Raw genomic sequence first — 22,675 nt, 5'->3', positions numbered from 1 at the left:
CCTTCAGCCCCGTGCGCACTTTTGGTAGCGGTAACAGCCGAAAGTGCGCACGGTACCGTTGCCACATGAGCACCCTTCAAGAAGTCGGCGAACGTGAATCCTGGCGCTGCTGGCTGTGTGACGAACCGGTCGATCCCGACATGTCCGTCAATGATCCGCGCGGCCCGAGTATCGACAGCATCAATACCGCAAAAAAGGGTGGCAAGACCAAAGGTGGCGTCGAACGCTTGGCGCACCGCGCATGCAACACCAAGAAGGGTGCGGTCAAACCTGTTGTGGAATGGCCGGATCGGCTGTTCGTCGTGGATCCCGCCCCGATTATCGGGGTCGTGGAGCAGCTCGAGCGAAAGGGTGGCCGCGTCGCCGTCGCTCGCTGCCCCGGCAAGGACGACGCCCAGGAAGCGTCGGATTGGCTGATCGATCGGTTGTCGCGTCTGGCTCCCGCGTTGAATGTCGAAACAAGCATCGACGCCGCGGGCGGGGGTTACCTGTTGGTCCTGAAAACCGTGTAGGAGGTCGGCCCCGAGTGCCGTCTTTTGCGGTACCTGTTCCGCCTCCATAGCTGTCGGGGTACGGTCGAACCGAACATGAATCCGGTTTCGAGTGCGAAGGAATCCCGATGAACCTGGCATTGACCGACGAGGAACTAGCGTTCCGCGACGAGATGCGGACGTTCTTCCGTACGCAAATCCCCGCGGACATCAGGGAGGCGTACGCCCACGGCGAGGAGTTGGGGCGCGACCGTATGGTCGAGGCGCAGCAGATCCTCAACGCTCACGGTCTGGCGGTACCGCACTGGCCGGTCGAGTGGGGCGGCAAGGACTGGACCCCGGTCCAGCACAACATCTGGCTCGACGAACTGCAGCTTGCGTCGGTTCCCGAACCTTTGGCGTTCAACGCCAACATGGTCGGTCCGGTCATCGCGGCCTTCGGCTCGCAGGAGCAGAAGGAGAAGTTCCTTCCGGCGACTGCCAACCTCGACATCTGGTGGTGCCAGGGATTCTCCGAACCCGAGGCCGGTTCCGATCTCGCTTCGCTCAAGACCCGTGCGGTCCGCGACGGCGACGACTGGGTCATCAATGGTCAGAAGACCTGGACGACGCTGGGACAGTACGCCGACTGGATCTTCTGCCTCGTGCGCACCAATCCCGATGCGCCCAAGCGTCAGGCCGGCATCTCGTTCATCCTTGTCGATCTGAAGACGCCTGGCGTCACGGTCCGCCCGATCAAGCTGATCGACGGCGGCTACGAGGTCAACGAAGTGTTCTTCGAGGACGTCCGCGTTCCGGGAGAGAACCTGGTCGGTGAAGAGAACCAGGGCTGGGGCTACGCCAAGTTCCTGCTCGGCAACGAGCGAACCGGTGTCACCCGCGTCGGTTTCTCGAAGGTTCGTCTGGCCCAGGCCAAGGCTCGCGCTGCCGAGGTCAAGGTCGGTAACGGAACACTGCTCGAAGATCCGCTCTTCGCTGCTCGCCTCGCCGAACTCGAAAACGAATTGCTTGCCCTCGAGCTCACTCAGCTCCGGGTGGTCGCCAGTTCCGCTGACGGCCAGCCGAACCCGGCGTCGTCGCTGCTCAAGCTTCGTGGCTCCGAATTGCAGCAGGCGAGCGTCGAACTGCTGATGGACGTGGCCGGCCCTGATTCACTGCCGTACGACGCGGGCAGCGACATCGCCTCCGCGAGCTGGGCACAGCACACTGCCCCGACGTACCTGAACTACCGCAAGGTATCCATCTACAGCGGATCGAGCGAAGTGCAGCGCAGCATCATCGCCTCCTCGATCCTCGGATTGTGAGGCGTGGCATGGACTTCGAACTCAACGACGAACAAAAACTTCTCCGCGACACCACCAAGGATCTCCTCGCGCGTAGCTACGACGCCGAGAAGCGCAACGCGATCATCGACTCCGATCCCGGGTGGAGCCCGCAGGTCTGGAAGCAGTTGGCCGAGGTCGGCTTGCTCGGCCTGACATTCTCCGAGGACGACGGCGGCATGGACGCCGGCCCAGTGGAAATCGGCGCGGTCATGACCGAGATCGGTCGACGCTTGGCACCCGAGCCGCTACTCGACGCGGTCGTGACGCCGGGCGGCCTCATCTCCGAAGGTGGCAGTGCAGAGCAGCGCTCGTCGATTCTTCCCGGAGTGGCCGAGGGCACCACGTTCCTCGCGTTCGCCGATCAGGAACCCGGAATCCGTTGGCCGGCAACCGAACGGGCCACCGCGGCGGCGCAGGTCGACGGCGGCTGGACCATCACCGGTATCAAGAATCCCGTCGGCCACGGCGCGACGGCGGACATCTTGGTCGTGAGCGCTGCGCTCCCCGGCGGTGGCGTCGGACTGTTCCTCGTCAAGAGCGATGCCTCCGGTTTGGTACGCAAGTCCTACGCCACTCACGACGGGTTGCGCGGGGCGCAGATCGAGTTCACCGATACGCCGGCCGAAGCACTCGGTGAGGGCGGTGACGCTACTGCTCTGATCCAGGCCGCGCAGATCCGTGAGCAGGCCGCGCTGTGCGCCGAGGCTGTCGGAGCGATGGAAGAGGCGCTACGCCTGACCACCGAATACCTCAAGACGCGTAAGCAATTCGGGGTTCCCCTCGCAAAGTTCCAGACACTGACACACCGCGCCGCCGACCTGTACGTCTCGCTCGAGTTGGCACGCAGCATGAGTCTGTACGCAACGATGTCCCTTGCCGACGGCGTCGTCGATCCAGTGATCGCTTCGCGGGTGAAGTTGCAGATCGGGCGTTCGGCTCGGCTCATCGGCCAGGAGGCGATCCAGATGCATGGTGGTATCGGTATGACCGCAGAGTACCCGGTGGGGCACTACGTGAGCCGACTCGTCGCCATCGAGCACACCCTCGGCAGCACCGAAGATCACCTTCGGGTGTTGGCCGCCGGTGTGGCTGATCACGAGATGGTCAGCGTGGTCTGATCTTTCACGAACGACGAAGGGGTCGCATTCCGTTCCAAGGATGCGGCCCCTTCGTCGTTCAGCGGTGATTGCGCAGGACGTCCAAGCGGAGTCGGCGCTGCTCGATGTTGACGGCGCTGTCGGTGAATGCGTGTTGCCACCCGGGGTCACTCGTTCGGGCCGCCGCGTCCTGCAGAAGCGGTACGGCGTCGAAAGGGAAGCGCGCCTGCACGCTTCGCAGGGTGGAAAAGTGACTGTGACGCGAGTGGATGCCCAAGTCCTCACCCGTCGCAGCATGCTCCATCGCTTCGTTCTCCAAGGCATTCAACAACTTTTCGGCGACGGCCAGGGGCCATGGGCGGTCGATGCCGTCGAGTAGTGCGCTGCCGTCGACGCCCAGAAGGTACTCGTCCGCGTGGCCGGCAACGATGTACTCGACGCGCTCGCGTGGGTCCGCGATGGCGACGATTCTCCGGTCGGTCGTGCGCCCGTCCCGCTCCAGAAATGCCGACGCCCACGCGGTGTTCTTCTGGAGAACGGTTGCAGCAGTCCATGATTCGATCATCACTGCGCGCCATTGCTTCTCGATGGGGATGGTGAGGGCCTCGCGTGGCGAACCGGCCATAGATTCCCACAGCGTCAGCGGAGTGGCGGTCACGACTTGCCGTAACCACCAGCGCCGGATGCCCTTGTTCTTGTAGTGGACGTCTTCGATGCCGTCACGAAATGCGAGGTCGTCGAGCGAGCCGGGCAATCGGACGGCAAGGCGCGGCCGCAAGGGCTTCGTCTCGAGCCGCACCCAGGACCGAGCCCGAGTGACCATTCGAGAGGCAAACGGAGATCGGGGGAGTTGCCGTAGTAGTTGAATTGCACGCTCACGGACCCGCACGGCTGGATCGTCGAGTGCACGCTCGAGGAGTGCGTAGTCGTGTTCACCCAGCCCGACGTCGAGATGGTCGAGGAAGTGCAGCCGGCTTGCCGTGGCCTCGTCGTCCCAAGCGATCTCGAGCTCTTCGCTCGCCAGTTCCGGGTCGACCGTACGTATGTAATCGAACCAGGCCGTGCGGTCGTCCGGATCGGGCGAAAGCCACAGCTCGTCCCGGCGTGATCCGATTCTTCGTAGCTGGGCCCAATCCGGGTTCTGCTCCGCCAGGTACTGCCCGCGTCGACCGGCGAGGCGAAGTAGCGCCTCGCGGTGCTCGGGATACTTCAGCGCGGCTTCCATGAAGAGCGGAACGCTGGCAGCGGGCGCGAGGAATCCGCGTTGGTCGGCCATCGCGAACCATTCCGCGAGAGTCCAGGAACGAACCTGCAACAAGGACTGAAGTTGTTCGATCGCGAGGTCGGGAAGCAGCGGTTGAACTGCTGGATCAGTCTTCGATGCGCGCGAGTGACCTGCGTGCGCGTCTGATCGCAGGGAGGTCACCCGCCTACGGTATGGCAGGGGTGCGTCGAGCTGGGTCGCAGGGGTCGGGCGCGTGTCGGCAGATTCTGGAACAGTGGTAGCCGGCGACCACAAGGAGGCGTGAGATGACAGACGGAACTGATGACGTCTTTGTCGTGGCGTCGGTGACCGAACGGCGAACGCTCATCTCCACCCGAGTGAGGGAGTGGTGTGCGGCGGGGACAGTCGAGTCGAACCGGCCGGAGTTGTCCGATGATGTCGCGCTGCTGATTGCCGGGGGGTATGGGGACGAGTCGACGCGATCGATCCTGGCGAACCGGCGCAGTGTCGGACGTTCGTTCCCGGAGATCGGCGGCTTCTCGGCGTTGCGGTATCTCACCGACGAGCTGGCCCGCACCAGGCGTCGACTGCTCGCAACTCGCATCGGCCCTGTTCAGGTTGTCCTCGAACGACGGGTGCAGGCGCTCGAGAAGCGCGTTCAGTCGATGCGGTCGGCGATCGTGCATTCCAATCGTCACTTCGCGAGCAGTGTCCGTGCCATCCGCAAGGACCGGCGCGACGGCCTGCATCTCGACGTCGAGCAACGCGAGGCTCTCTTTGCCGGGCTCACCCGTACACCGGTTCCAGCCAAGCTGCCGGTGGGGCTCGGTGTCGTGGCCAGCAGTGGAAACGCAGCACTCGACAAACTCGCCGCCCAGTTCGGGAAGGTCCAGGGAACCGGTGTCATCGCCGATGCCGGAAGGCGCATCGCGGAAGTCCTCGACGGACTGGTCGATTCAGAACCCGAGGGACGCGCCGGTGAGTACGACGCCTTGCTTTACCTCGCCGGGAATCTGTTCGACCGGATCGAAAGCTCCAGCGCGTGGCATTCCGACCACTTCGTCATTCAACGCAACCAACTCGACCTGGCCGACGAGATCACCCAGATCGCGGTCGACACCGTCGCGCTGCGTTCGATTCTTGCGGAGTTGGACGACGCGGCTGCACTGGCACGCGACGAGGGAACCCGAGCCGGAATCGCTTCGCGCAGGGAAGCGCTCGGCGCGGTCTGGGACCAGCTGGTCGAGCGCGTGGCGGCCCTCGCGCGGATCGGTGACCTGGTCGCACGGGCCGAGGATCAGTTGAGTTCGCAGCGCGCGGTTGCGCATGCAGCGAGCCTCGACAGCCGGATCGACGACCTACTTGCGCGCTCGGGATCACGTGAACTTTCGGCTGCAAACACGCACTACGTCGGGGATCAATTCGACGGTGTGGAAGAGCTGATGTTCGCTCACCGGGCGGCGCTTTACGGGGACATTGCACTGCTGACCTCTGGGAACGAGCGTCGGGCGCCGTAGTCAGGCCGTCGCCGGAGCTGTAAGGTCGGGGGTACTGACCGGCCACACGATCGAAGTAAGGGCCGGGATTTCGCTCAATGCTCGACCCCGATGCCGATCCGGTGATGCGGGCGTACCCGCTCGAGACAGGTCGATCATGGAAGACACCGCAAGCCGCGGCATCAATGCGTTCATTTCCGAAGCTACGCAGCGTGGGGGCAAGGCTGTCCGTCTCACGCACTCACGTCGTAATCCCGTCGAGGTGACGGGCGCTGACGGTGTCAGCCGAATCGTCCGCGTGCGTTCCAAGCTCGACGGTGACTGGCAGGCCAGGCGTCAGGACGAGTCGCTCGAGAGTGACGACACCCGCTCCGAGTTCTGGGTGTTCGTCGATCTGGCAGCAGATCCGCACGAGTTCTACATGTTGCCCTCCAACGAGGTCGCCGACGACATCCGCGCCGAGGTCGACCTGTGGATCATGGACAGCCCCGGACGTAATCGCACCGGCCATCACGCGATTCCGCGTGGGCGCGTCGTGCACGGTCACGATCGTTGGGATGCGCTGGGCTTGGCCGCGGTCAAGGATCCGAGCATTTACGTCGAGACCCCGGTTGCGACCAAGCGTAAGACGTCGCCAGTTGCCGCGAAGAAGCGTCGCGCCAGCGGTGTCGAGGAGATCGAAGTCGTCGACAATCGCCTCGAGATGACAGCCGATTGCCACGGATATCGCTGGGTCGGGCGCTTCGACGAAACCACCGAGGTCGTCGAGATCATGCGCGGACCGATGGAAGGCCGCCGATTCCCAGATCCGACCGCGGCCGCAAATGCTGTCACCGGTCACATCTCAGGCGACACCGAGAGCCATGACGGTTGGTCGTTCTGGACGATCAACAACACGGCCCTCGGCGCTCATCTCAAAACTGCCTGATCTCAGGCTCCGACTGCCGCCGACACCCGTTCGAGAGTGTCCAGTTCATTCGACGAGAGCACCAGATTCGGGGCATCCAGTAGCGCCGGGAGCTGCTCGGGCCGGCTGACGCTCGCGATCGGTGCGGTGATGCCCGGTCGAGTCAGCAACCAGGCCAGCGCGACGGTCGAGATCTCGCTGTCGTGTGCCTGCGCGATTGTCGCCAGTTCCGCGACGACGTCGAGTCCGGCGTCGCTGAAGTATCCGGCGGTCAGTCGTTCGCGGGAGCTGCCTTCGATGTCCGCGCGGGTCTTGTATTTTCCGGTCAGGAAGCCGGAAGCGAGAGCGAAGTACGGGAAGACGCTGATGTTGTTGTCGGTGGCGATCTGGGCAAGTTCGGGTTCGTACGACTTGCGGTGAACCAGGTTGTAGTGCGGTTGCAGCGCGATGGGCGCGGCGTAACCGTTCTCCTCGGTGATCCGCAGCCACTCCCGGACGCGGTCGGGGCTGTAGTTGGAGATTCCGAGATAGCGAACCTTGCCGGCGACGACCAACGCGTTGAAGGCTTCGAGCGTTTCTTCGAGCGGAGTCTGCGGGTCGTCGAAATGTGCGTAGTACAGATCGATGCAGTCCGTCTGCAGTCGCTGCAGCGACGCCTCAGCTGCGGCCGCGATGTTGTCGGCCTTCAGGCCCTTGAAATCGGGATGGCTACCCACCTTGGTGGCGACGACGATGTCGTTCTGCAGTCCCCGATCGGTGATCCATTTCCCGATGATCGTTTCGGATTCCCCGCCGGAATTGCCGGGAGCCGACGCCGTGTACGAGTCGGAGGTGTCGATGAAGTTTGCACCGGCTTCGGCGAACGAGTCGAGGATCTCGAAGGACGTCTTCTCGTCTGCTGTCCATCCGAAAGGGTTGCCGCCCAAGCTAAGTCGGAAGATGTCGAGGTCCGAATTTCCGATGATCGCCACTGTGTGGAACTCCCGTCGATGAAGGTGGTCGCTGCATCCCGCACCGTACCCTCTCACGGCGCTGGCGATGGCGCGCCCTCGCCAGGTTCGCCGAAAAATGTATCGGATCGTGATTGCCGCCGTCGGTGTTGGGTATGGCCTCAAATACTGAATTCTTCGATGGACTGCTGATAGGAGCGTCCGATGATGATTGTGGACGAAGCCACCCGCGTCGTTCGTGGTGTGGCAGACGCAACGACGACGGTGGCCGGAGCCGTCGGTGGTGGAGTGATCGGTGGAGTGACGGGCGGGATACGCGGATCGGCGGAGGGTGTCCGAGACGGAATTCGTGCGGGTAGTTCCTCGACGCCGACGGCGGTTCTCACGATGGCGGCCGTGGGTGCGGCGGGATTGGTGGAATGGCCGGTGCTCTTGGCAGTCGGCGGCACGGCCCTGGTACTCCACGAATGGGATCGCAAGAGCGGTCGGCCGGATCGCGAGGTCAAGGCGGTTGGCCGCACGAGCAAGCCGGAACAGGTAAAGAAGGAATCGAGCGGAAACTCCCACAAGGCGGCCGGCCGGTCACAGGATCGAACTCACAGTTCTTCGCACACTCGATCCTCTCACTGATGTTCTCAGCGATGGCCCGGCGTGCGGTGTCGGTGGCAACTTTGCCGCCGCGCCTGGCGTTGTCGGGACTCGCGTTGGTGGGCGGTTCGACGATTCCGCGAACCGCTGTCAGTGACGTGGCGTTGCGGACCGGCACCCTCGCGTTGGCGGGTGTGGGGATGATTCCTGCAGCAGCGGGATCGATATTCGGTGCCCCGCGAATCCCAGGTTCCGCCTATGTCTCGGCGGCCGCGTCGGCGATCAATTATCAACCCCGGGTGCGTCGGCGAATCGAACAGCGCCTTGGCCGTTCGCTCACCGACTTCGCATTGGAGTCGGCGACGTCGTTCGCGGATGTTCTGACCTATGCGCCTGCGTCATTGGGCGTGGATTTCGGGCTGCGGACGATGCTGCTGCGCGAAACTCTGGCGGCGCGAAACTCTCGGCGGGTGTGGTCATTCGAACCTGGCGGTCGCGGTGCTTCCACGAGGCCTGACCCGAGTGGTCCGGGGGAGCGTTATGCCGACAGGATCGCTGGGGTTCAGCTGGCGGCCGGGGCTGCACTGGCTACCGTGTCCGCCGGCGGTGACACCGTCGCGACGAGTATCAAGGTTTCGGCGCCGCGGCCGCTTCGGATGTCGCGCGAATCATTCGCTGCTGGTGTGTCATACGGTCTGTGTCGGACGCACCACACCGCCGTTTCGGACTCTGCGGCTCTACGCATGCTCGATCGTATTGACACCGTCCTCGTCGATCCGAGCGTCCTCTTCGACGACTCGCTCCGGGTTTCCGACATACGAGAGGTGGCCGAGTCGGATCGCGTCGCAGTGTGGGAACAAGCCAGGAAAGCTCTGAACGACGGAACTGTCGGAGTGGGAAGGCACCGCATCGGCGGCGCCGAAGTGGTCGTGCGACCCGTGCGAAAAGGTCTGGCGGAAAAACTGATAGGCGAAATACGTGCGGCCGGGGTCGCAGCCGTCACGATCGACGACGACGGGCTCGGATCACTGCGAAGTGGATTCGACGAGCTCTATCCGGCGCAATCGACTGCCGAAGCCGGCCTGCGCGAGGCTCTCTCGGCGTTGGTGGCCGAGGGTCGGACAGTTGCGATCGTGTCGAGTAGGGCGATAGCGGGGCAGGCAGTGCTACGCATCGGGATTTCACCACCGAGTGGCGAGCACGTGAGTGCCGACATCCACACCGACTTGGCCGGGGCGTGGCGGGTTGTCCATGCGCTCCCGGCTGCTCGAACAGCGACGAGGCGCGGTGTCGAACTCTCCTCAGGTTCTTCGGCATTGGGTGCCTTGATCATGCTTCCGGGAGTTCGAGGGGCAGGGCCGGGGCCGGTCACGGCTGGTTCGGCCGCGGGACTGTGGACCGGATACACCCTGTCCCGATCTGTGATTCAAGCGCCCGTCCCTGTCGGTACTCCGAGCGATACCTGGCATGAGATGGACGGTGATGCTGTCGTTCGCGAACTATCCGAATCCATCCGACATACACCGCACCGTGCGGAAGCTCGTGTGCGAGCGCCCGCACGGTTCAGGTTGATCCGTGACGGATTGTCGGCGTTGCGAACAGAATTGGCGGATCCACTGACGCCTGTGTTGGCGACCGGCTCCGCTGCCAGTGCAGTCCTCGGTTCACCGGTAGACGCCGTCCTGGTCGGCTCGGTCTTGGTCGGCAATGCCGCGATGTCCGCTGTTCAACGGCTTCATTCGGAGCGGGCGGTGCAGCGGCTCTTGCGGACTCAGGAACCGGTAGCTCGGCGAGTAACCAACGACGGCACGGTCGAGACAGCGGCCGACGCGCTCGAACTCGGTGACGTCGTGGCAATCGAGTCCGGGGACATCGTGCCCGCAGATTGTCGCCTGTTGAGCGTCGAATCACTGGAAGTCGACGAGTCGTCGTTGACGGGAGAGTCCCTGCCCGTCGACAAGCAGACCGACCCGACCCCTGGGATGCCACTGGCCGAGCGACGGTGCATGGCCTACGCAGGGACAACAGTGCTTGCCGGATCCGGTCGTGGCGTGGTCACGGCCATCGGAGCCCGAACGGTGACCAGGCGTGCCGATGTCGGTGTGTCCCGATCCGGACCTGCTGTGGGCCTGACCAACAGACTTCGCGAACTCACGAGGGCGACCCTGCCGGCCAGTATCGGCGGTGGGGCGTTGGTGACAGTCGCGGGTCTGCTTCGTGGTACCGGTCTGCGCCGCGCCGTCACCGGAGGTGTGGCCGTAGCTGTGGCTGCCGTGCCGGAGGGGCTGCCTCTGGTTGCCACTCTGGCTCAGCAGGCCGCAGCGCGAAGGCTCACTGCAGCAGGAGTGTTGGTTCGTGCGCCACGATCGATAGAAGCGCTCGGTCGTGTCGACGTGGTCTGCTTCGACAAGACCGGAACCCTCAGCGAGAACAAGCTACGGGTGGCCGCGGTCGAACGCGTCGACGGCTGGGACGAAAGCGAGATTCTGGAAGTTGCGGCGCGCAGTGCCTTGGGAAGTCGCGACGATCGCGTGTTTCATTCGACGGATGCCGCCGTCGTCGATGCAGCCCAGCAAGCTCTGGACGATGCTTCGGTTTTCGGTGACGTCGAGGCGAACAACCTCGTTCCGTTCAGGTCGGGGCGGCCGTACTCGGCAGCTTTGCTCGGCAGGCGGATCGCACTCAAAGGTTCGCCGGAATTCGTGACCGAAGCAGGACGAGATCCGAATGCTGTGTCGGCGAAGCACGTTCAAAGCATGGCCGGACGCGGACTGCGGGTGGTTGCCGTCGCCCAGCGCGAGTTGTCGGAACACGACGCGCGACGCGCAGGCGAAGACTCGCAATTTCTCGAACAGTGTTGCTCCGAGGGGTTGGAAGCGGTCGGCCTTCTCGGACTCTCGGACACGCTCAGACCCGAAGCAACGCAACTTGTTCGAGAACTTCGAGGCGACGGACGGCAAGTGCGCGTGCTGACCGGGGATCATCCGACAACAGCGGCCGCGGTCGCCACCGAACTGGGGTTGGACGTCGCACGCGAGGATGTTGTCACCGGTCCTGACTGGGAGAACTTCTCTCGCGCCGAAAGACGGGATGCGGTCCGCGGCAGCAGCGTCTTTGCGCGCGTGACACCCGAGCAGAAGGTCGAGATCGTGCAAGCGTTGGAGACCGACGGGCGGGTGTGCGCCATGGTCGGTGACGGCGCGAACGATGCTGCGGCGATCCGAGTTTCCAGCGTGGGAATCGGGGTGGCGTCGACCGACAGTGATCCGGCGCGCGGCGTCGCAGACATCGTGCTCCTCGACGGCCGTGTCGGCGGAGTGACCGACGCATTGGACGAGGGCAGTCAATTGTGGCGGCGGGTCAGATCAGCGGTAGGGGTTTTGCTCGGAGGCAACGCGGGTGAAGTCGCATTCGCGCTGATCGGTTCTGCGTTGTCCGGCGAATCACCGCTCAACGCAAGGCAGTTGCTACTGGTCAATCTGATGACGGACGCCTTGCCCGCTGCCGCGCTTGCGGTGAGCACCCCGTCCGAGAACGGATCCGAGAAGTCCGAACAGATGGACGCTCATGCGTTGTGGCAGACGATCGCTGTCCGCGGCGGTGCCACGGCAATCGGTGCGCTGGCAGCGTGGCTTCTGGCCCGGGCGAGCGGTAGGAGGCGGCGAGCGTCGACGGTGGCGTTGGTTGCCCTGGTGGGCACCCAACTGGGGCAGACGCTGCTCGAATCACGCAGTCCGCTGGTGGTCGCAACCGTTGCCGGATCCGCTGCGGCGCTGGCGACGCTCGTCAGCACACCCGTGGTGAGCCAATTTCTCGGTTGCACGCCGCTTGGTCCCATCGCCTGGGGCCAAGCGGTGGTCTGCGCGTCGGCGGCGACGCTGCTCGCGGCGCTGGCCCCGCGGGCGTTGGAGCGGATTGCCGCAACTGAGGAGAACGCGAACGGTCAGTCGACGATTCGCAAGATCCCGACGCGAACGAGCACTGCGTACACCTCCCGAACCGGGGGAGTCAGCGCCCGCGACAGCGTGGAAATCAGCGACGTGGAAATCAAAGAAGCGGAAACCGGTGAATCGGACACGCTTGTGAGCGTCGCTGCTGGAAGTGACACGTCGCCGAACTCCCGGGCGACCCGAGATGAATCCTGAGGAATCGTGACATGTCCCAGAACACCGTCGACCACACGAACCCCGTCGATCACCGCGCGGTAGTCGAATCCGTCCGTTCGGCACGGAGCATCGAGTTGGAGCTACCGATCGTCGGTGCCATCCCTGTTCCGAGACCCGAGCAGATCGCCTACTTTGCGGTGATGGGACTGATGGTCGCCTTCGAGATCATCGAGTGGCCCGTGGCAGTCACCATTGCAGCGGGGCATCTGCTCGCAACAGAGCAGCACAATCACGTCCTCGAAGAGATCGGAGAGGCGCTCGAGGGCGTCTGACGCAGGCGCTGCCTGGACACAAATCGAGCGGCCCCGCATTTCGCGGGACCGCTCGACGTGCGGAGAAACTTACTGCGCGAGTGCGCGCTTCATGCCGCGTTCGACTGCTGCGATGATCTGCGGACGCAGTTCTGCGGCAGGGACGATCTCATCCACCGAGCCGACCTCTCGGGCCCGCTGGATGTTGTGGATCGCTTCGAATTCGGATGCCACTTCGCCGAGCTTGTCGGAGCGGACGGCGATGCGCTGAGCGTTCAGTTCTACGCGCAGATGTGCTTTCTCCGTGTCATCCTTGGCTGCTGCCAAGTCTGCCTCCAGTTGCTGCACCTTCGGGTCGTTGTTGGTGCGGGTGTTCACCTCACGGGTGAAGACCACTGCGGCGGCGGGGGCGCCGCCGAGTACCGACGCGAACGAGCCTTCGACAGCAAGAACTTCCATGTTGTCGTTGAGCGCACCGGAGAACACGACGAACGCGCCGCCGTGGTAGCGGGAGACGACGCAGAACACGATCGGTCCGTCGAAGTTGACAATGGCGCGGCCGATCTCGGCGCCGTACTCGAGCTGGATGTTGCGCAGCGACTCCGGGGAACCGTCGAAGCCGGACAGGTTGGCCAGCACCACGATCGGACGGTTGCCGCTCGCAGCATTGATCGCGCGGGCAGTCTTCTTCGACGAGTTCGGGAACAGCGTTCCCGACGTCCAAGTGTCGGGACCGTCGGCGGGGAAGTGCCCCTTACGTGGGATCGCGCGGGATTCGATGCCCACCACTGTGACCGGATGTCCGGCGAGGTGCGCGTCCAGAACGACCGACGTGTCGGCGCCGGCCATGTCGGCCCAACGCTCGAGAACAGAGTGGTCCTGGTCGACCACCGAACGCATCACGGTGCGAATGTCGAAGGGCTTCTTGCGATCCGGGTTCTTCGCCGAGGAGAAGATGTCGCCGACCGTCTCGAAGTCGCTCGACGGGTGGGTGTGCGGGAAGCTACGCACGTCGCGATCGACGGGGTCCGTCGTCGCTGCGCGGCGCGGGAACCGTTCGCCGGGAGCGAGGTACGAGTGTGCGTAGTGACGGAACAGGATCTCGCACGCCGCAGTGAGGTCGGGTGCCCAGTACTGCGCCTGGCCGTTGGGGCCCATGACGCGGTCGTAACCACCGATACCGAAGTTGTCCTCGGCCGACACACCACCGGAGTAGTCGAGAGACTGCTTGCCGGTCAGCACCATCGCGCTGTCCGGGGTCATCACCAGAATGCCCTTGGTGTGCATCAACATGGTGGCTTCGGCGTTCCAGTAGGGCTGAGCGCCGACGTTGATTCCCGTGACGACGATATTGATTTCACCGCCGTTCTGGGTGAAGGTGATGATCCGGCGCAGGCCACGGGAGACCCAGTCCATGTTCTCGGTGCCGCTCTCCATCGAGATGGTGGCACCCGAGGACAGTGCAAACCACTCGACCGGGGCGTTCAACTTCTCGGCCAGGTCGATGGCAGCGACCACGCGTGAGCATTCGGCCTCGGCCACGGTACCGAGCGCCTTGGTGGGGTCACCGAAGAGCGCGACACGGGTCATTCCCTCGGGATAGCGCGGCGTCGGAGTGTTCACGAGGCCGACGACGATGCCGGCCTTGTTGAGCCCGTACGGACGCTCGACAGGTGAGAGGACGCCCGCTTCGTCGAAGTCGTGCTCGACGAAGGTGCCCTTGGTGCCGGTCAGGAGCGGAATCAGCTCGTACGGGTACACCGTGCCGCGTGCCCGCGAACTCTGGACCTTCTGGGCGTACGCGTCGAGGGGGAGCAGCGGTTCAGTGGGAGGCGTGGTCTTGTTGATGACCACACCGGCACCTGCGCGGTAGGAGAATCGCAGCGCAACTTCCTTGGGCGCGCCGCCCTTTCGGTCCTTCAGGCGGGTGATGAGTGTGATCTCTTCTAGCCCGGCGCCGACGGTCAGTCGGGCTGCGTTCTGAGCGATCACGGAGAAGCGTTCGCTGGGAACGTCGGCGACCGGCCACACGTACAGCACGACGCGGTTGGCTGCCAGTCGACGCTTGTCTCCGCGCTGGGACTGCGCACGGCGGATGCCGTCGAGGCACGCGGCAAGTGTGCGCTCGATGGCCGGAAGCGCAACCATCTGGCCTTCGTCGTCGAGCTGCGGTGTCACGTCACGGATTTCCGCGAGAGCGATCAGGCGCTCGTCCTTCGGGTTCTCCTTGGCGGAGAGGTGGAACAGGTAGGTGTTCTCCGGAGCCGGCAGACGCTTGCCGTTGAAGTTCTTCAGACGCCACATGTCCAGACGCTGACCCGTGAGCGGATGCATGTCGCGGATGATGTTGTCCTCGACCAGTTCACCGTCGATCGGGCGGAAGGTGACCCAGCGGACCGGCTCCCCATTCGGATTGCAGATGATCACAGTCGCGCGGCGGGACCGGGTGATCGTCTCGTTGCGCGAGAGTTCGGTGCGCAGCGTCTCGACGAGCGTGTCGCCGTCGGCGGGCTGATTCGGCCAGTCGAGGTAGATGTCGACTACCAGGCCGCGACCGGATGGAGCATCCTGCGCGATTGTTGCGACATCGTCGAGAGCCGTTCCGAGAGCGTCGAATTCGGCCACCGTCGAGACCAGATGTAGCCCGTCGCCCTTGAGGTCGAAGTTGCCGGTCACGAAACGGCGGTCGACGTGCTCGAAAACGCGGACGTCTTCGAAGGAGTGAATCTTGTAGTAGCGACGCGTGATGACCTCGAGCAGAGGGCCGCCATCGCGGTTGCCGAGGCCGATCTTTCGACCCAACAGGTCCAGGAGCGGTTCGGGAGTGGCGACGAGATTGGCGATTCGCTCGTCGAAATCTGCAGCGTCCGGCTGCTCTTCGAGGTAGGCGAGGTTGCCGCGTACTCCGTCGTAGACGTCTTCGCGAACTTTGCGGATGCGCGGCTCGTCGAAGAACCGGAAGCGAAGGTTGCGGGCGACGTCGCCGATGACGGGGTAGCGGACCTGCGTCGCGACGATGAGTCGATCGAGAACCTCGTTGAGCTCCTGCGCCGAGCAACCGGGAGCCTTGTCGCCGACGAGCCAGCCTTCGAGAAGTGCTGCAATGACGGGGATCTGGGCTTCCATGCGCTGCAGAGCCAGGAAGAGTCGGTACACCGCTTCCTCGACGGCCTGGCGATCTTCCAGATCGGTGACGTCGTAGTGGCGAAGTGCCCGTTCGAGTCTCGTGCGGAACGACGCCGGCAAACCTTCGCGCTCGGAGTCGAGTGAGTGCAGGAAGGTGTGGAAGTGCTCGCGGGGGCTGTGGACGGATTCGTCCTTCGCGGACTCACCCGAGGTGGGCTTGTTGCGCGAGAGTTCGCAGATGTCGGCGAAGGTGGTCAGCACAGCCAGTTCGGCCTGTACCAGTTCGCGGTCCTCGGATTCGAGTGCGCTGCGAAGTGCGTCGTACTCGGCCAGAACAGCATTTGCGTGCTTACCGCTGACGTCGTAGCCACTGATCATCGCGGTCAGTGCTTCCAGCTGTGCCAATGCATCTGCGCGGGTATCGGAACCGGAAGTTGCCGCCGGAAGATCGAATTGGACTCGCGGAGCCTTCTCCGTGACAGCTTCCTCGCTGACCTGGTCGACGCGCAGGAGCGGCGCGCCGGCATCGACCTGAGAGTTGACGGTAGCGAGAACTTCACGCACCTTGCCCGCGTACGGTGCGCGAACGGCGGTCTCCATCTTCATGGATTCGAGTACGACCAGGGTGGAGCCGGCTTCGACGTCGTCGCCGACCGCGACCGGTACAGCCACCACGACGGCGGGAGCCGGCGCGCGGACCACTCCGGCGTCGTCCTGGCTGATCTGGTGGCTGATGCCGTCGACCTCGACGAGATAGCGAGCCGGGCTCACGACGGAAACGACGTGGAAGCGCCGATCACCGATCACCAGCCGTGACTCGAAGTCGCCGAGACGATCGACGTCGACCTCGATGTCGCCGGCGTCTCCGTCGACGCGGTAGCGGTGCGGGCCGATACGCCCGACGGTCAGTTTGTATGCCTGACCTTGGTAGTTGAGCTCGACGGTACGGCCGATCGCGTGGTTGGCGCGGGGACGGCCGCCGCGTGCCGAGGCGAGGAAGGCCGCACGCTCGAGGGACTCCTCGGCGTCGTAAGCATCGATGGCGGTGGCGATCAGTGCGACGTCCGCGCGACGAGTGGTGCCGGTCAGGGCGCCTGTGCGGTCGAGCCAGCCGGTATCCGCGGATGCCGAGATGACCTCGTCGCGATCGAGTAGATCGAGGAGGAACGACTTGGTGGTAGTGCCGCCGTCGAGTACGACAGTGGTTTCACGAAGGGCGGTACGCAGGCGCGCAAGTGCCTCGGAGCGGTTGCGGCCCCAGGCGATGACCTTCGCGACCATCGAGTCGTAGTCGGGCGGAATGACGTCCCCGGCAGCGATACCGGTGTCGACCCGGATGCCGGAGCCGAGCGGAAACTTGAGGAGTTGAACGGTGCCGGGTGCCGGCGCGAAATCGTTGTCCGCGTCCTCGGCATTGAGGCGGGCTTCGACGGCGTGGCCGAATGCGGGCGGGCAGTCACCGACCAATTCGTCACCACTGGCGACCAGAATCTGCAGTTTGACGAGATCGATTCCGGTGGTGACCTCGGTGATCGGGTGCTCGACCTGCAGACGGGTGTTGACCTCGAGGAACGTGAAGAGCTTGTTCTCGGGCTGGTAGAGGTATTCGACCGTGCCTGCGCCCTGGTATCCGGCTGCCTTGACCAGTTCGGCCGACACCTTCTTGAGGTGGTCCGACTGTTCTTCGGTCAGGACGGGGGAGGCGGATTCTTCGATGACCTTCTGGTTGCGACGCTGAATCGAGCAGTCGCGAACGCCCGGAGCCCAGACATTGCCGTGGTTGTCGGCGATGACCTGTACCTCGACGTGGCGTGCATCGGTGACAAGGCGTTCGAGGAAGACGACGGGGTCGCCGAAGGACCGCTCTGCTTCGCCCTGCGTGCGCTCGAGTGCAACTTCGAGTTCGTCTTCGGCCCAGACCTTGCGGATACCGCGTCCGCCGCCGCCGCTTCGGGCCTTGATGATCAGGGGATATCCGATGGACTGAGCATGACGACGAGCGTCGGCGCGCGTTTCGACCGGTCCGCCGCTCCACGGGGCGACCGGTACGCCGACCTTCTCGGCCAGGATCTTGGCGGCAACCTTGTCGCCGAGCAGGCGCATCGCGTCGGCGCTCGGGCCGATGAACGTGATGCCCAGTTTCGCGACGATCTCCGCGAAGGCGGGATCCTCGGCCACGAAGCCCCAGCCGACCCAGACTGCGTCGGCCTTGGCTGCGAGCAGTGCTCGCTCGAGTTCGGCGTAGTCGAGGTACGGGCTACCGGTGCCGGTGCTGCGCAGGGTCACGCCCTCATCGGCCTGGCGGACGAACATGGCGCGGCGCTCGGCCTCGGTGTGCAGTGCAATGACGCGAATGCCGTAGTCGTGTTCGGCGTTCAGTTCGCGTACAGCCCTGATCAGCCGGACCGCGGCCTCACCTCGATTGACCACTGCGATTCGTTTGAACATTGTCACTGCCACCGTCCTTGATGAGATTCTTCGTCACGTACGTTGCGATATGAGCCGACCGTGTCCCACATACCCGGATTCCCCGGTTCGTGAACTACGCCGCGATGCGCTGTGTTTCCCCCGGTTGCGCGTCGGCAAGTGATTGCCCTTCCGGTTCGTCGAGTCCCCTGCGCTGAAGCACTGTGTGCACCGAGGCGCTGTGTGCGCTGAGACACTGTGTGCCTTGTGCGCCACCCTGCAGGCGTGGACTCAGAACCGCTCCAATCACGAATCAGCAACATATTGTGTCTGCTTCCAGGGAATCCCTGGTTTATCTAAGAATGCAGTATGTCGACGCTCATGTCACCTGGGCGAATTGAAGAATATTAGTCAACGTGAACCACGGTTACACATATGGCGTTAAATCATTGCGGTGCAATCGAATTCGGACTTGTGACACGGATCACGATGGTAATGAAATCGGCAAGAAAGTGAATACTCACTGGTAACAAAATCGCATATTCGGAGAATTCTCTGGGTTGCTCGATTATTACTGATCGGTACTACTGGCGAGTATTTTTTATGTCCGGTCGGACCGTATTCGAGAAATCGCCTTCGATGGTTGCGATGTGCTTTGCGATCGCGTCGAGTCCTGAGGGGGGGAGGTGCAATCCGTTGCCGAGAGCAAGTGAAGTCCGCTTGAAGTGCTCCACGAGTGGTTCGTATTTCGTGACCAGTCTCAGCCTGTCGGTCTGGCTCAGGTACTTCACGCTTCCCGCGTTGTCGACGAAGTCACTGAACTTCACGAGGAACACTGCGGGATCCGCTATCGCGCGGATGACGTGATCCTGATATCCGGCGGTGGTGTTGTCGCATGGGTAGTCGATTGGATTGGTCACTGCCTCAACAAGTTCGGAGATTCTGTGGCCGAAGCGCGAGGCGATGAGTGTTGACGCACGTTCCTGCGCTTCGGATGCGGACATGTCGTCTGCAGTCTGGCCACCGAGGAGCGCGATGACGGCGTGTGGTCGGTCTTCGACCGTGTCGTGAAGCGCGGTTGCGCTCAGGATCTCGACATCGGAGCACCCGTACCGAAGCAGCCGCAATACATTTCGTAGGGGATGAACGATGTAGGGATCCTCGTCGGACTTGATCCCGTTCTTTCTGAACTGATCGAGGTGCGCAAGGGTCGCGACCTCCATGGCGAGCCGTAGGGTTTCACCCGAGATCGCCAGCTCGTCGACGGCGCTCTCGATGGCGAAGACCAGCGTTGCAGCGTCCATCTCCTTCAGGGGCAACTGGTCGAATGCAGACCTGATCGGGTCGGAGTTGCTCATGCCAAATAGCCTTCCGGTTGGTGAGGCGTCGCGACGAATGTCCTGGTGCAGATCTGCAATCGAGCCCTGATTGACGCCGGAAATACAGGTCGAGGTCAGAATCATCTTGATTCTATCCGGCGACTACGACAGCAAGTGTTCCTAGCGTTGTCATAGAGGTGGGCGGGGAGGTTCGTTCGCCTCCATCACAGGCAAATAGGGCAGGAAGAGGTTCGATGACCACGGAGGCGACCCTGGCGTCGTTTGTCGAGACAGTTGACACGGATGTCGACACCCATCCGCTGGACGATCCTGTGCGACAAGGACTTCGCGGACATCATGCGCAATTCGCTCGCTGGGCAGGGAGAGTTGCGCGATACGACCCGACGGTCGCGCCGTTTGTCGGTCATCCGCCCGAGTTGGACGCCGAGGACTGGGAGAACCTACTCACGCTCGTAGGTCCTGGCGGCACAGTAGGTTTGCGAGGATTTGATCACCGCCCGCCGGAAGGGTGGCGCGTTGTGGATCAGTTCGGCTCGGTGCAGATGGACGGATCCGCACTCGAAGTCTCCGTTGATCCGTCGGTCGAACTTCTCGGAACGGGCGACGTTCCCGAAATTCTGGCATTGATCGAGCGCACCAAGCCAGGACCGTTTCTTCCTCGTACCGTCGAGATGGGCAGTTACTACGGCATTCGCGTCGACGGAAGACTTGTTGCCATGGCGGGGGAGCGGTTGCACCCTCCGGGATGGACGGAAATCAGTGCGGTGTGCACTGACAGCGACTTTCGGGGGCGAGGCCTGGGTACGACGCTGATCCGTGCCGTCGCTGCCGGGATTCGCGAGCGCGGCGAGCTGCCATTTCTCCATGCAGTGCAATCGAATACGAATGCGATCAGACTCTACGAATCACTGGGGTTCGTTCTCCGGAAGAGATCCAGGTTGACTGCGGTGCAGGCGCCTGCCTGATCGAATTCTCGCCGACGCCTGTGTTTCGGGCGCTCGGCCACTAGTCTGAACAAATGACAGTCGATCAGGCGTTGGACAGTGATTTCCTCACTCTTGCCGATCCGTACCGCCGCGAGTTGCTGGCGCACTGCTATCGCATGATGGGGTCGATTCACGACGCCGAAGACCAGGTCCAGGAGACGTTCATCCGGGCTTGGCGCGGGTTCGACGGTTACAAGGGCCAGTCATCTCTCAGGACCTGGCTCTACCGCATCGCGACGAATACCTGCCTGACCGCGCTGGAGGGGAGATCGAGGCGTCCCCTCCCGACCGGCCTCGGCGCACCTAGTTCGGACCCGGCCGACGATTTGATCGAGCGCAACGAGATTGCCTGGTTGGAACCGATCGCCGATTCTGCGTTGGGCGACGTCAATGATCCGGCCGTCATGGTCGTCAATCGCGATTCGGTCAGGCTCGCGCTTGTTGCCGCTTTGCAGCACTTGTCCGCGCGCCAACGTGCGGTTCTGGTTCTACGTGACGTTCTCCAGTGGAAGGCGTCGGAAGTTGCGGAGGCGCTGGACACCACAACCACTGCGGTAAACAGCCTGCTGCAGCGGGCTCGCGCGCAGATCAATCACATCGGACCCACCGAGGACGATCTCGTGGAACCGACTACCGAGGCTGCCCGGAAGTTGCTTCGCGACTACGTGCACAGCTTCGAGAGCTACGACGTCGAGGCCATCGTCGAACTGTTCACGCGCGAAGCCATCTGGGAGATGCCTCCGTTCGAGGGTTGGTACCAGGGCCCCGAGGCAATCGGGCAACTCATCGGAACCAAATGCCCGGCCGACGGACCAGGAGCGATGCGCCTGCTTCCGACCGCTGCGAACGGACAGCCGGCGTTCGGCCTCTACATGCGCGAGCCCGATGGTGTTCACCGCGCTTTCCAGTTGCACGTTCTCGATGTCACCGAGTCCGGGATCTCGCACGTGACGTGTTTCTTCGATCTGAGTCTGTTCGCACGGTTCGGATTGCCTGCCGAGCTGTAGGGGCCCTGCCGAGTTGTAGGGGCAAGGAGTTGCGCGAGCCCCCCCAGTATGGAGGGACCCGCGCGACTGCTCGTTACTGCTGTTGCTGTGCGTTACTGCTGGGGAACAGTCGCAGCCGGGTCCATCCACATGACCTCCCAGACGTGATTGTCGAGGTCGCGGAATGCGCGTCCGTACATGAAGCCGTGATCCTGGGGCTCCATCCACTTGCTGCCGCCGGCAGCAATCGCCGCGTCGACGAAGGTGTCGACTTCCTCCCTGCTGTCGGCCGACACACACATCAGTGCTTCACGAGCTTTCGACGTGTCGCAGATGTCGTCGGCGATGAAGTCCCCGAAACGCGGTTCGTTCAGGAACATGACGGTGGCGGAATCGCTGACGATCATCGAGACAGTGTTCTCGTCACTGAACATGTCGTTGAACTCGAAGCCGAGGCCACTGAAGAATGCACGGGTAGCGACGACGTCCTTGACAGGCATGTTGACGAAGAGAAGACGAGACATTGGGTGCTCCTTGAACTCGGTTGACTGATTACTGAACGCTTCGGTTCCTGTTGGTTCCTGCTCATACAGACCGCAGTGGGCGCAGAAAGTCATCGCGAGAAGTAAAAATTCGAGAAAAGTATCGCCTGTTAACCGGCGTCAGTGCTCTGACCTGGCGATTTGGTGTTGTGTTGATCTTCGCGTAACTTTGTCCAGGTCAGAGCGACACGGACACCGACTCCCACCTGCGAGGGTGAGTGACACGAGGTTGTACGAAGTGCCTGGCGAACACAATCCAGTTTTTCTTCACGGGGTTCCGGTTTGCGCCGGTGACTTGGTTGGGATAGGCTGGAAAAGTTGCCCCGGAGCGGCGGCCATAGGGTCGTGGTGATGGTGTGTGCGTGTTCTTTGAGAACTCAACAGTGTGTCGATGAATGTCAGTGCCAAAATTTTTTTGGTACTTCACATCCGCGAATGATCAACCGCCTCTTGGGGTTTGGTTGGTTTGTGTGTGGTGTGAGTATTTTTCGTCGGTGATTGTTCATTCTTCCGTCTGAATGGTTGCCGACACATTTTTTGCTAGTTGAGTTTTTTGCTAGTGATTTGACTCTTTTTGTCTATGACTGATTAGTGGGCTTGCCCGCGAAATCTAGAGTCTTCAACGGAGAGTTTGATCCTGGCTCAGGACGAACGCTGGCGGCGTGCTTAACACATGCAAGTCGAGCGGTAAGGCCTTTCGGGGTACACGAGCGGCGAACGGGTGAGTAACACGTGGGTGATCTGCCCTGCACTTCGGGATAAGCCTGGGAAACTGGGTCTAATACCGGATATG

Annotated in this window: 15 protein-coding genes and 1 rRNA gene (1 of these 16 cut by a window edge); 11 read left to right on the top strand and 5 right to left on the bottom strand. The window is 63.0% G+C overall.

Annotated elements, in window-relative coordinates:
- The first annotated feature begins 65 nt into the window (after positions 1-65).
- The 3 genes from ACBG85_RS19400 (at position 66) to ACBG85_RS19390 (ending at position 2,934) form a co-directional block, all read left to right on the top strand.
- Positions 66-512 (top strand): hypothetical protein, encoded by a 447-nt coding sequence (locus ACBG85_RS19400; RefSeq protein ID WP_007736175.1) that lies wholly within the window; start codon positions 66-68, stop codon positions 510-512.
- 107 nt (positions 513-619) lie between these two features.
- A complete protein-coding gene (locus ACBG85_RS19395; protein ID WP_007736177.1) occupies positions 620-1,795 on the top strand; it encodes an acyl-CoA dehydrogenase family protein in 1,176 nt (391 codons plus the stop codon).
- An 8-nt stretch (positions 1,796-1,803) separates the two neighbouring features.
- Positions 1,804-2,934 carry an acyl-CoA dehydrogenase family protein gene (locus ACBG85_RS19390; protein ID WP_030536908.1) on the top strand — a complete coding sequence of 377 codons (1,131 nt, stop codon included), beginning with the start codon at positions 1,804-1,806 and terminating at the stop codon, positions 2,932-2,934.
- A gap of 58 nt (positions 2,935-2,992) precedes the next feature.
- Here the strand turns inward: ACBG85_RS19390 and ACBG85_RS19385 are convergent, their stop codons facing one another.
- Entirely contained in the window at positions 2,993-4,339 is a 1,347-nt protein-coding gene (locus ACBG85_RS19385; protein ID WP_021344957.1) for a DUF5691 domain-containing protein, read from the bottom strand.
- Positions 4,340-4,443: 104 nt separating this feature from the next.
- Here ACBG85_RS19385 and ACBG85_RS19380 point away from each other — a divergent pair, with 104 nt between their 5' ends.
- Together ACBG85_RS19380 and ACBG85_RS19375 are read left to right on the top strand one after the other, a co-directional pair.
- Positions 4,444-5,655 carry a hypothetical protein gene (locus ACBG85_RS19380; RefSeq protein WP_209447794.1) on the top strand — a complete coding sequence of 404 codons (1,212 nt, stop codon included), beginning with the start codon at positions 4,444-4,446 and terminating at the stop codon, positions 5,653-5,655.
- A 136-nt stretch (positions 5,656-5,791) separates the two neighbouring features.
- Positions 5,792-6,562: a hypothetical protein gene (locus tag ACBG85_RS19375; protein WP_003945109.1), complete on the top strand. Its 771-nt coding sequence runs from the start codon at positions 5,792-5,794 to the stop codon at positions 6,560-6,562.
- A gap of 2 nt (positions 6,563-6,564) precedes the next feature.
- On the opposite strand, the gene ACBG85_RS19370 is transcribed toward ACBG85_RS19375, so the two are convergent.
- Entirely contained in the window at positions 6,565-7,512 is a 948-nt protein-coding gene (locus ACBG85_RS19370) for an aldo/keto reductase (RefSeq protein ID WP_007732210.1), read from the bottom strand.
- A 183-nt stretch (positions 7,513-7,695) separates the two neighbouring features.
- Between ACBG85_RS19370 and ACBG85_RS19365 the strand changes: the two genes are divergently transcribed.
- From ACBG85_RS19365 to ACBG85_RS19355, 3 genes are read left to right on the top strand one after another with little or no spacing between them, the layout of a single operon-like run.
- Complete coding sequence (locus tag ACBG85_RS19365; RefSeq protein ID WP_064075510.1) at positions 7,696-8,121, top strand: hypothetical protein; 426 nt, start codon at positions 7,696-7,698, stop codon at positions 8,119-8,121.
- Positions 8,121-12,224: a cation-translocating P-type ATPase gene (locus ACBG85_RS19360; protein WP_165639646.1), complete on the top strand. Its 4,104-nt coding sequence runs from the start codon at positions 8,121-8,123 to the stop codon at positions 12,222-12,224. Before ACBG85_RS19365 ends, ACBG85_RS19360 begins: the two co-directional genes overlap by 1 nt.
- 11 nt (positions 12,225-12,235) lie before the next feature.
- Positions 12,236-12,517 (top strand): hypothetical protein, encoded by a 282-nt coding sequence (locus ACBG85_RS19355; protein WP_165639647.1) that lies wholly within the window; start codon positions 12,236-12,238, stop codon positions 12,515-12,517.
- Between the two features lie 69 nt (positions 12,518-12,586).
- Here the strand turns inward: ACBG85_RS19355 and ACBG85_RS19350 are convergent, their stop codons facing one another.
- Together ACBG85_RS19350 and ACBG85_RS19345 are read right to left on the bottom strand one after the other, a co-directional pair.
- Positions 12,587-18,070, bottom strand: coding sequence for a carboxyl transferase domain-containing protein (locus tag ACBG85_RS19350; protein ID WP_081558839.1), 5,484 nt, complete (start codon positions 18,068-18,070; stop codon positions 12,587-12,589).
- Positions 18,071-18,612: 542 nt separating this feature from the next.
- Entirely contained in the window at positions 18,613-19,386 is a 774-nt protein-coding gene (locus ACBG85_RS19345; RefSeq protein ID WP_242430627.1) for a hypothetical protein, read from the bottom strand.
- Between the two features lie 215 nt (positions 19,387-19,601).
- Here ACBG85_RS19345 and ACBG85_RS19340 point away from each other — a divergent pair, with 215 nt between their 5' ends.
- The gene (locus tag ACBG85_RS19340; RefSeq protein ID WP_003945124.1) at positions 19,602-20,333 is read left to right on the top strand and encodes a GNAT family N-acetyltransferase; all 732 of its coding nucleotides are present in this window, start codon (positions 19,602-19,604) and stop codon (positions 20,331-20,333) included.
- 53 nt (positions 20,334-20,386) lie between these two features.
- On the top strand, positions 20,387-21,361 hold the full coding sequence (locus tag ACBG85_RS19335; RefSeq protein WP_003945115.1) for a sigma-70 family RNA polymerase sigma factor: 975 nt from the start codon (positions 20,387-20,389) through the stop codon (positions 21,359-21,361).
- A 92-nt stretch (positions 21,362-21,453) separates the two neighbouring features.
- Here the strand turns inward: ACBG85_RS19335 and ACBG85_RS19330 are convergent, their stop codons facing one another.
- Positions 21,454-21,864, bottom strand: a complete 411-nt coding sequence (locus tag ACBG85_RS19330; protein WP_042923411.1) for a VOC family protein — start codon at positions 21,862-21,864, stop codon at positions 21,454-21,456.
- Between the two features lie 637 nt (positions 21,865-22,501).
- On the opposite strand from ACBG85_RS19330, the gene ACBG85_RS19325 reads away from it, so the two are divergent.
- Positions 22,502-22,675 (top strand): 16S ribosomal RNA (locus tag ACBG85_RS19325) (it continues 1,344 nt past the right edge of the window).

It is taken from the genome of Rhodococcus sp. NyZ502, assembly GCF_041464245.1.
Classification (GTDB): Bacteria; Actinomycetota; Actinomycetes; order Mycobacteriales; family Mycobacteriaceae; genus Rhodococcus_F; species Rhodococcus_F qingshengii.
This window is presented reverse-complemented; position numbering and strand designations above follow the sequence as displayed.

Coding starts and splice junctions, on each gene's coding strand:
- ACBG85_RS19360 (WP_165639646.1), top strand. CDS start 8,121: ATGTTCTCAGCGATGGCCCGGCGTGCGGTGTCGGTGGCAACTTTGCCG.
- ACBG85_RS19395 (WP_007736177.1), top strand. CDS start 620: ATGAACCTGGCATTGACCGACGAGGAACTAGCGTTCCGCGACGAGATG.
- ACBG85_RS19375 (WP_003945109.1), top strand. CDS start 5,792: ATGGAAGACACCGCAAGCCGCGGCATCAATGCGTTCATTTCCGAAGCT.
- ACBG85_RS19400 (WP_007736175.1), top strand. CDS start 66: ATGAGCACCCTTCAAGAAGTCGGCGAACGTGAATCCTGGCGCTGCTGG.
- ACBG85_RS19330 (WP_042923411.1), bottom strand. CDS start 21,864: ATGTCTCGTCTTCTCTTCGTCAACATGCCTGTCAAGGACGTCGTCGCT.
- ACBG85_RS19365 (WP_064075510.1), top strand. CDS start 7,696: ATGATGATTGTGGACGAAGCCACCCGCGTCGTTCGTGGTGTGGCAGAC.
- ACBG85_RS19340 (WP_003945124.1), top strand. CDS start 19,602: ATGACCACGGAGGCGACCCTGGCGTCGTTTGTCGAGACAGTTGACACG.
- ACBG85_RS19335 (WP_003945115.1), top strand. CDS start 20,387: ATGACAGTCGATCAGGCGTTGGACAGTGATTTCCTCACTCTTGCCGAT.
- ACBG85_RS19350 (WP_081558839.1), bottom strand. CDS start 18,070: ATGTTCAAACGAATCGCAGTGGTCAATCGAGGTGAGGCCGCGGTCCGG.
- ACBG85_RS19390 (WP_030536908.1), top strand. CDS start 1,804: ATGGACTTCGAACTCAACGACGAACAAAAACTTCTCCGCGACACCACC.
- ACBG85_RS19345 (WP_242430627.1), bottom strand. CDS start 19,386: ATGAGCAACTCCGACCCGATCAGGTCTGCATTCGACCAGTTGCCCCTG.
- ACBG85_RS19355 (WP_165639647.1), top strand. CDS start 12,236: ATGTCCCAGAACACCGTCGACCACACGAACCCCGTCGATCACCGCGCG.
- ACBG85_RS19380 (WP_209447794.1), top strand. CDS start 4,444: ATGACAGACGGAACTGATGACGTCTTTGTCGTGGCGTCGGTGACCGAA.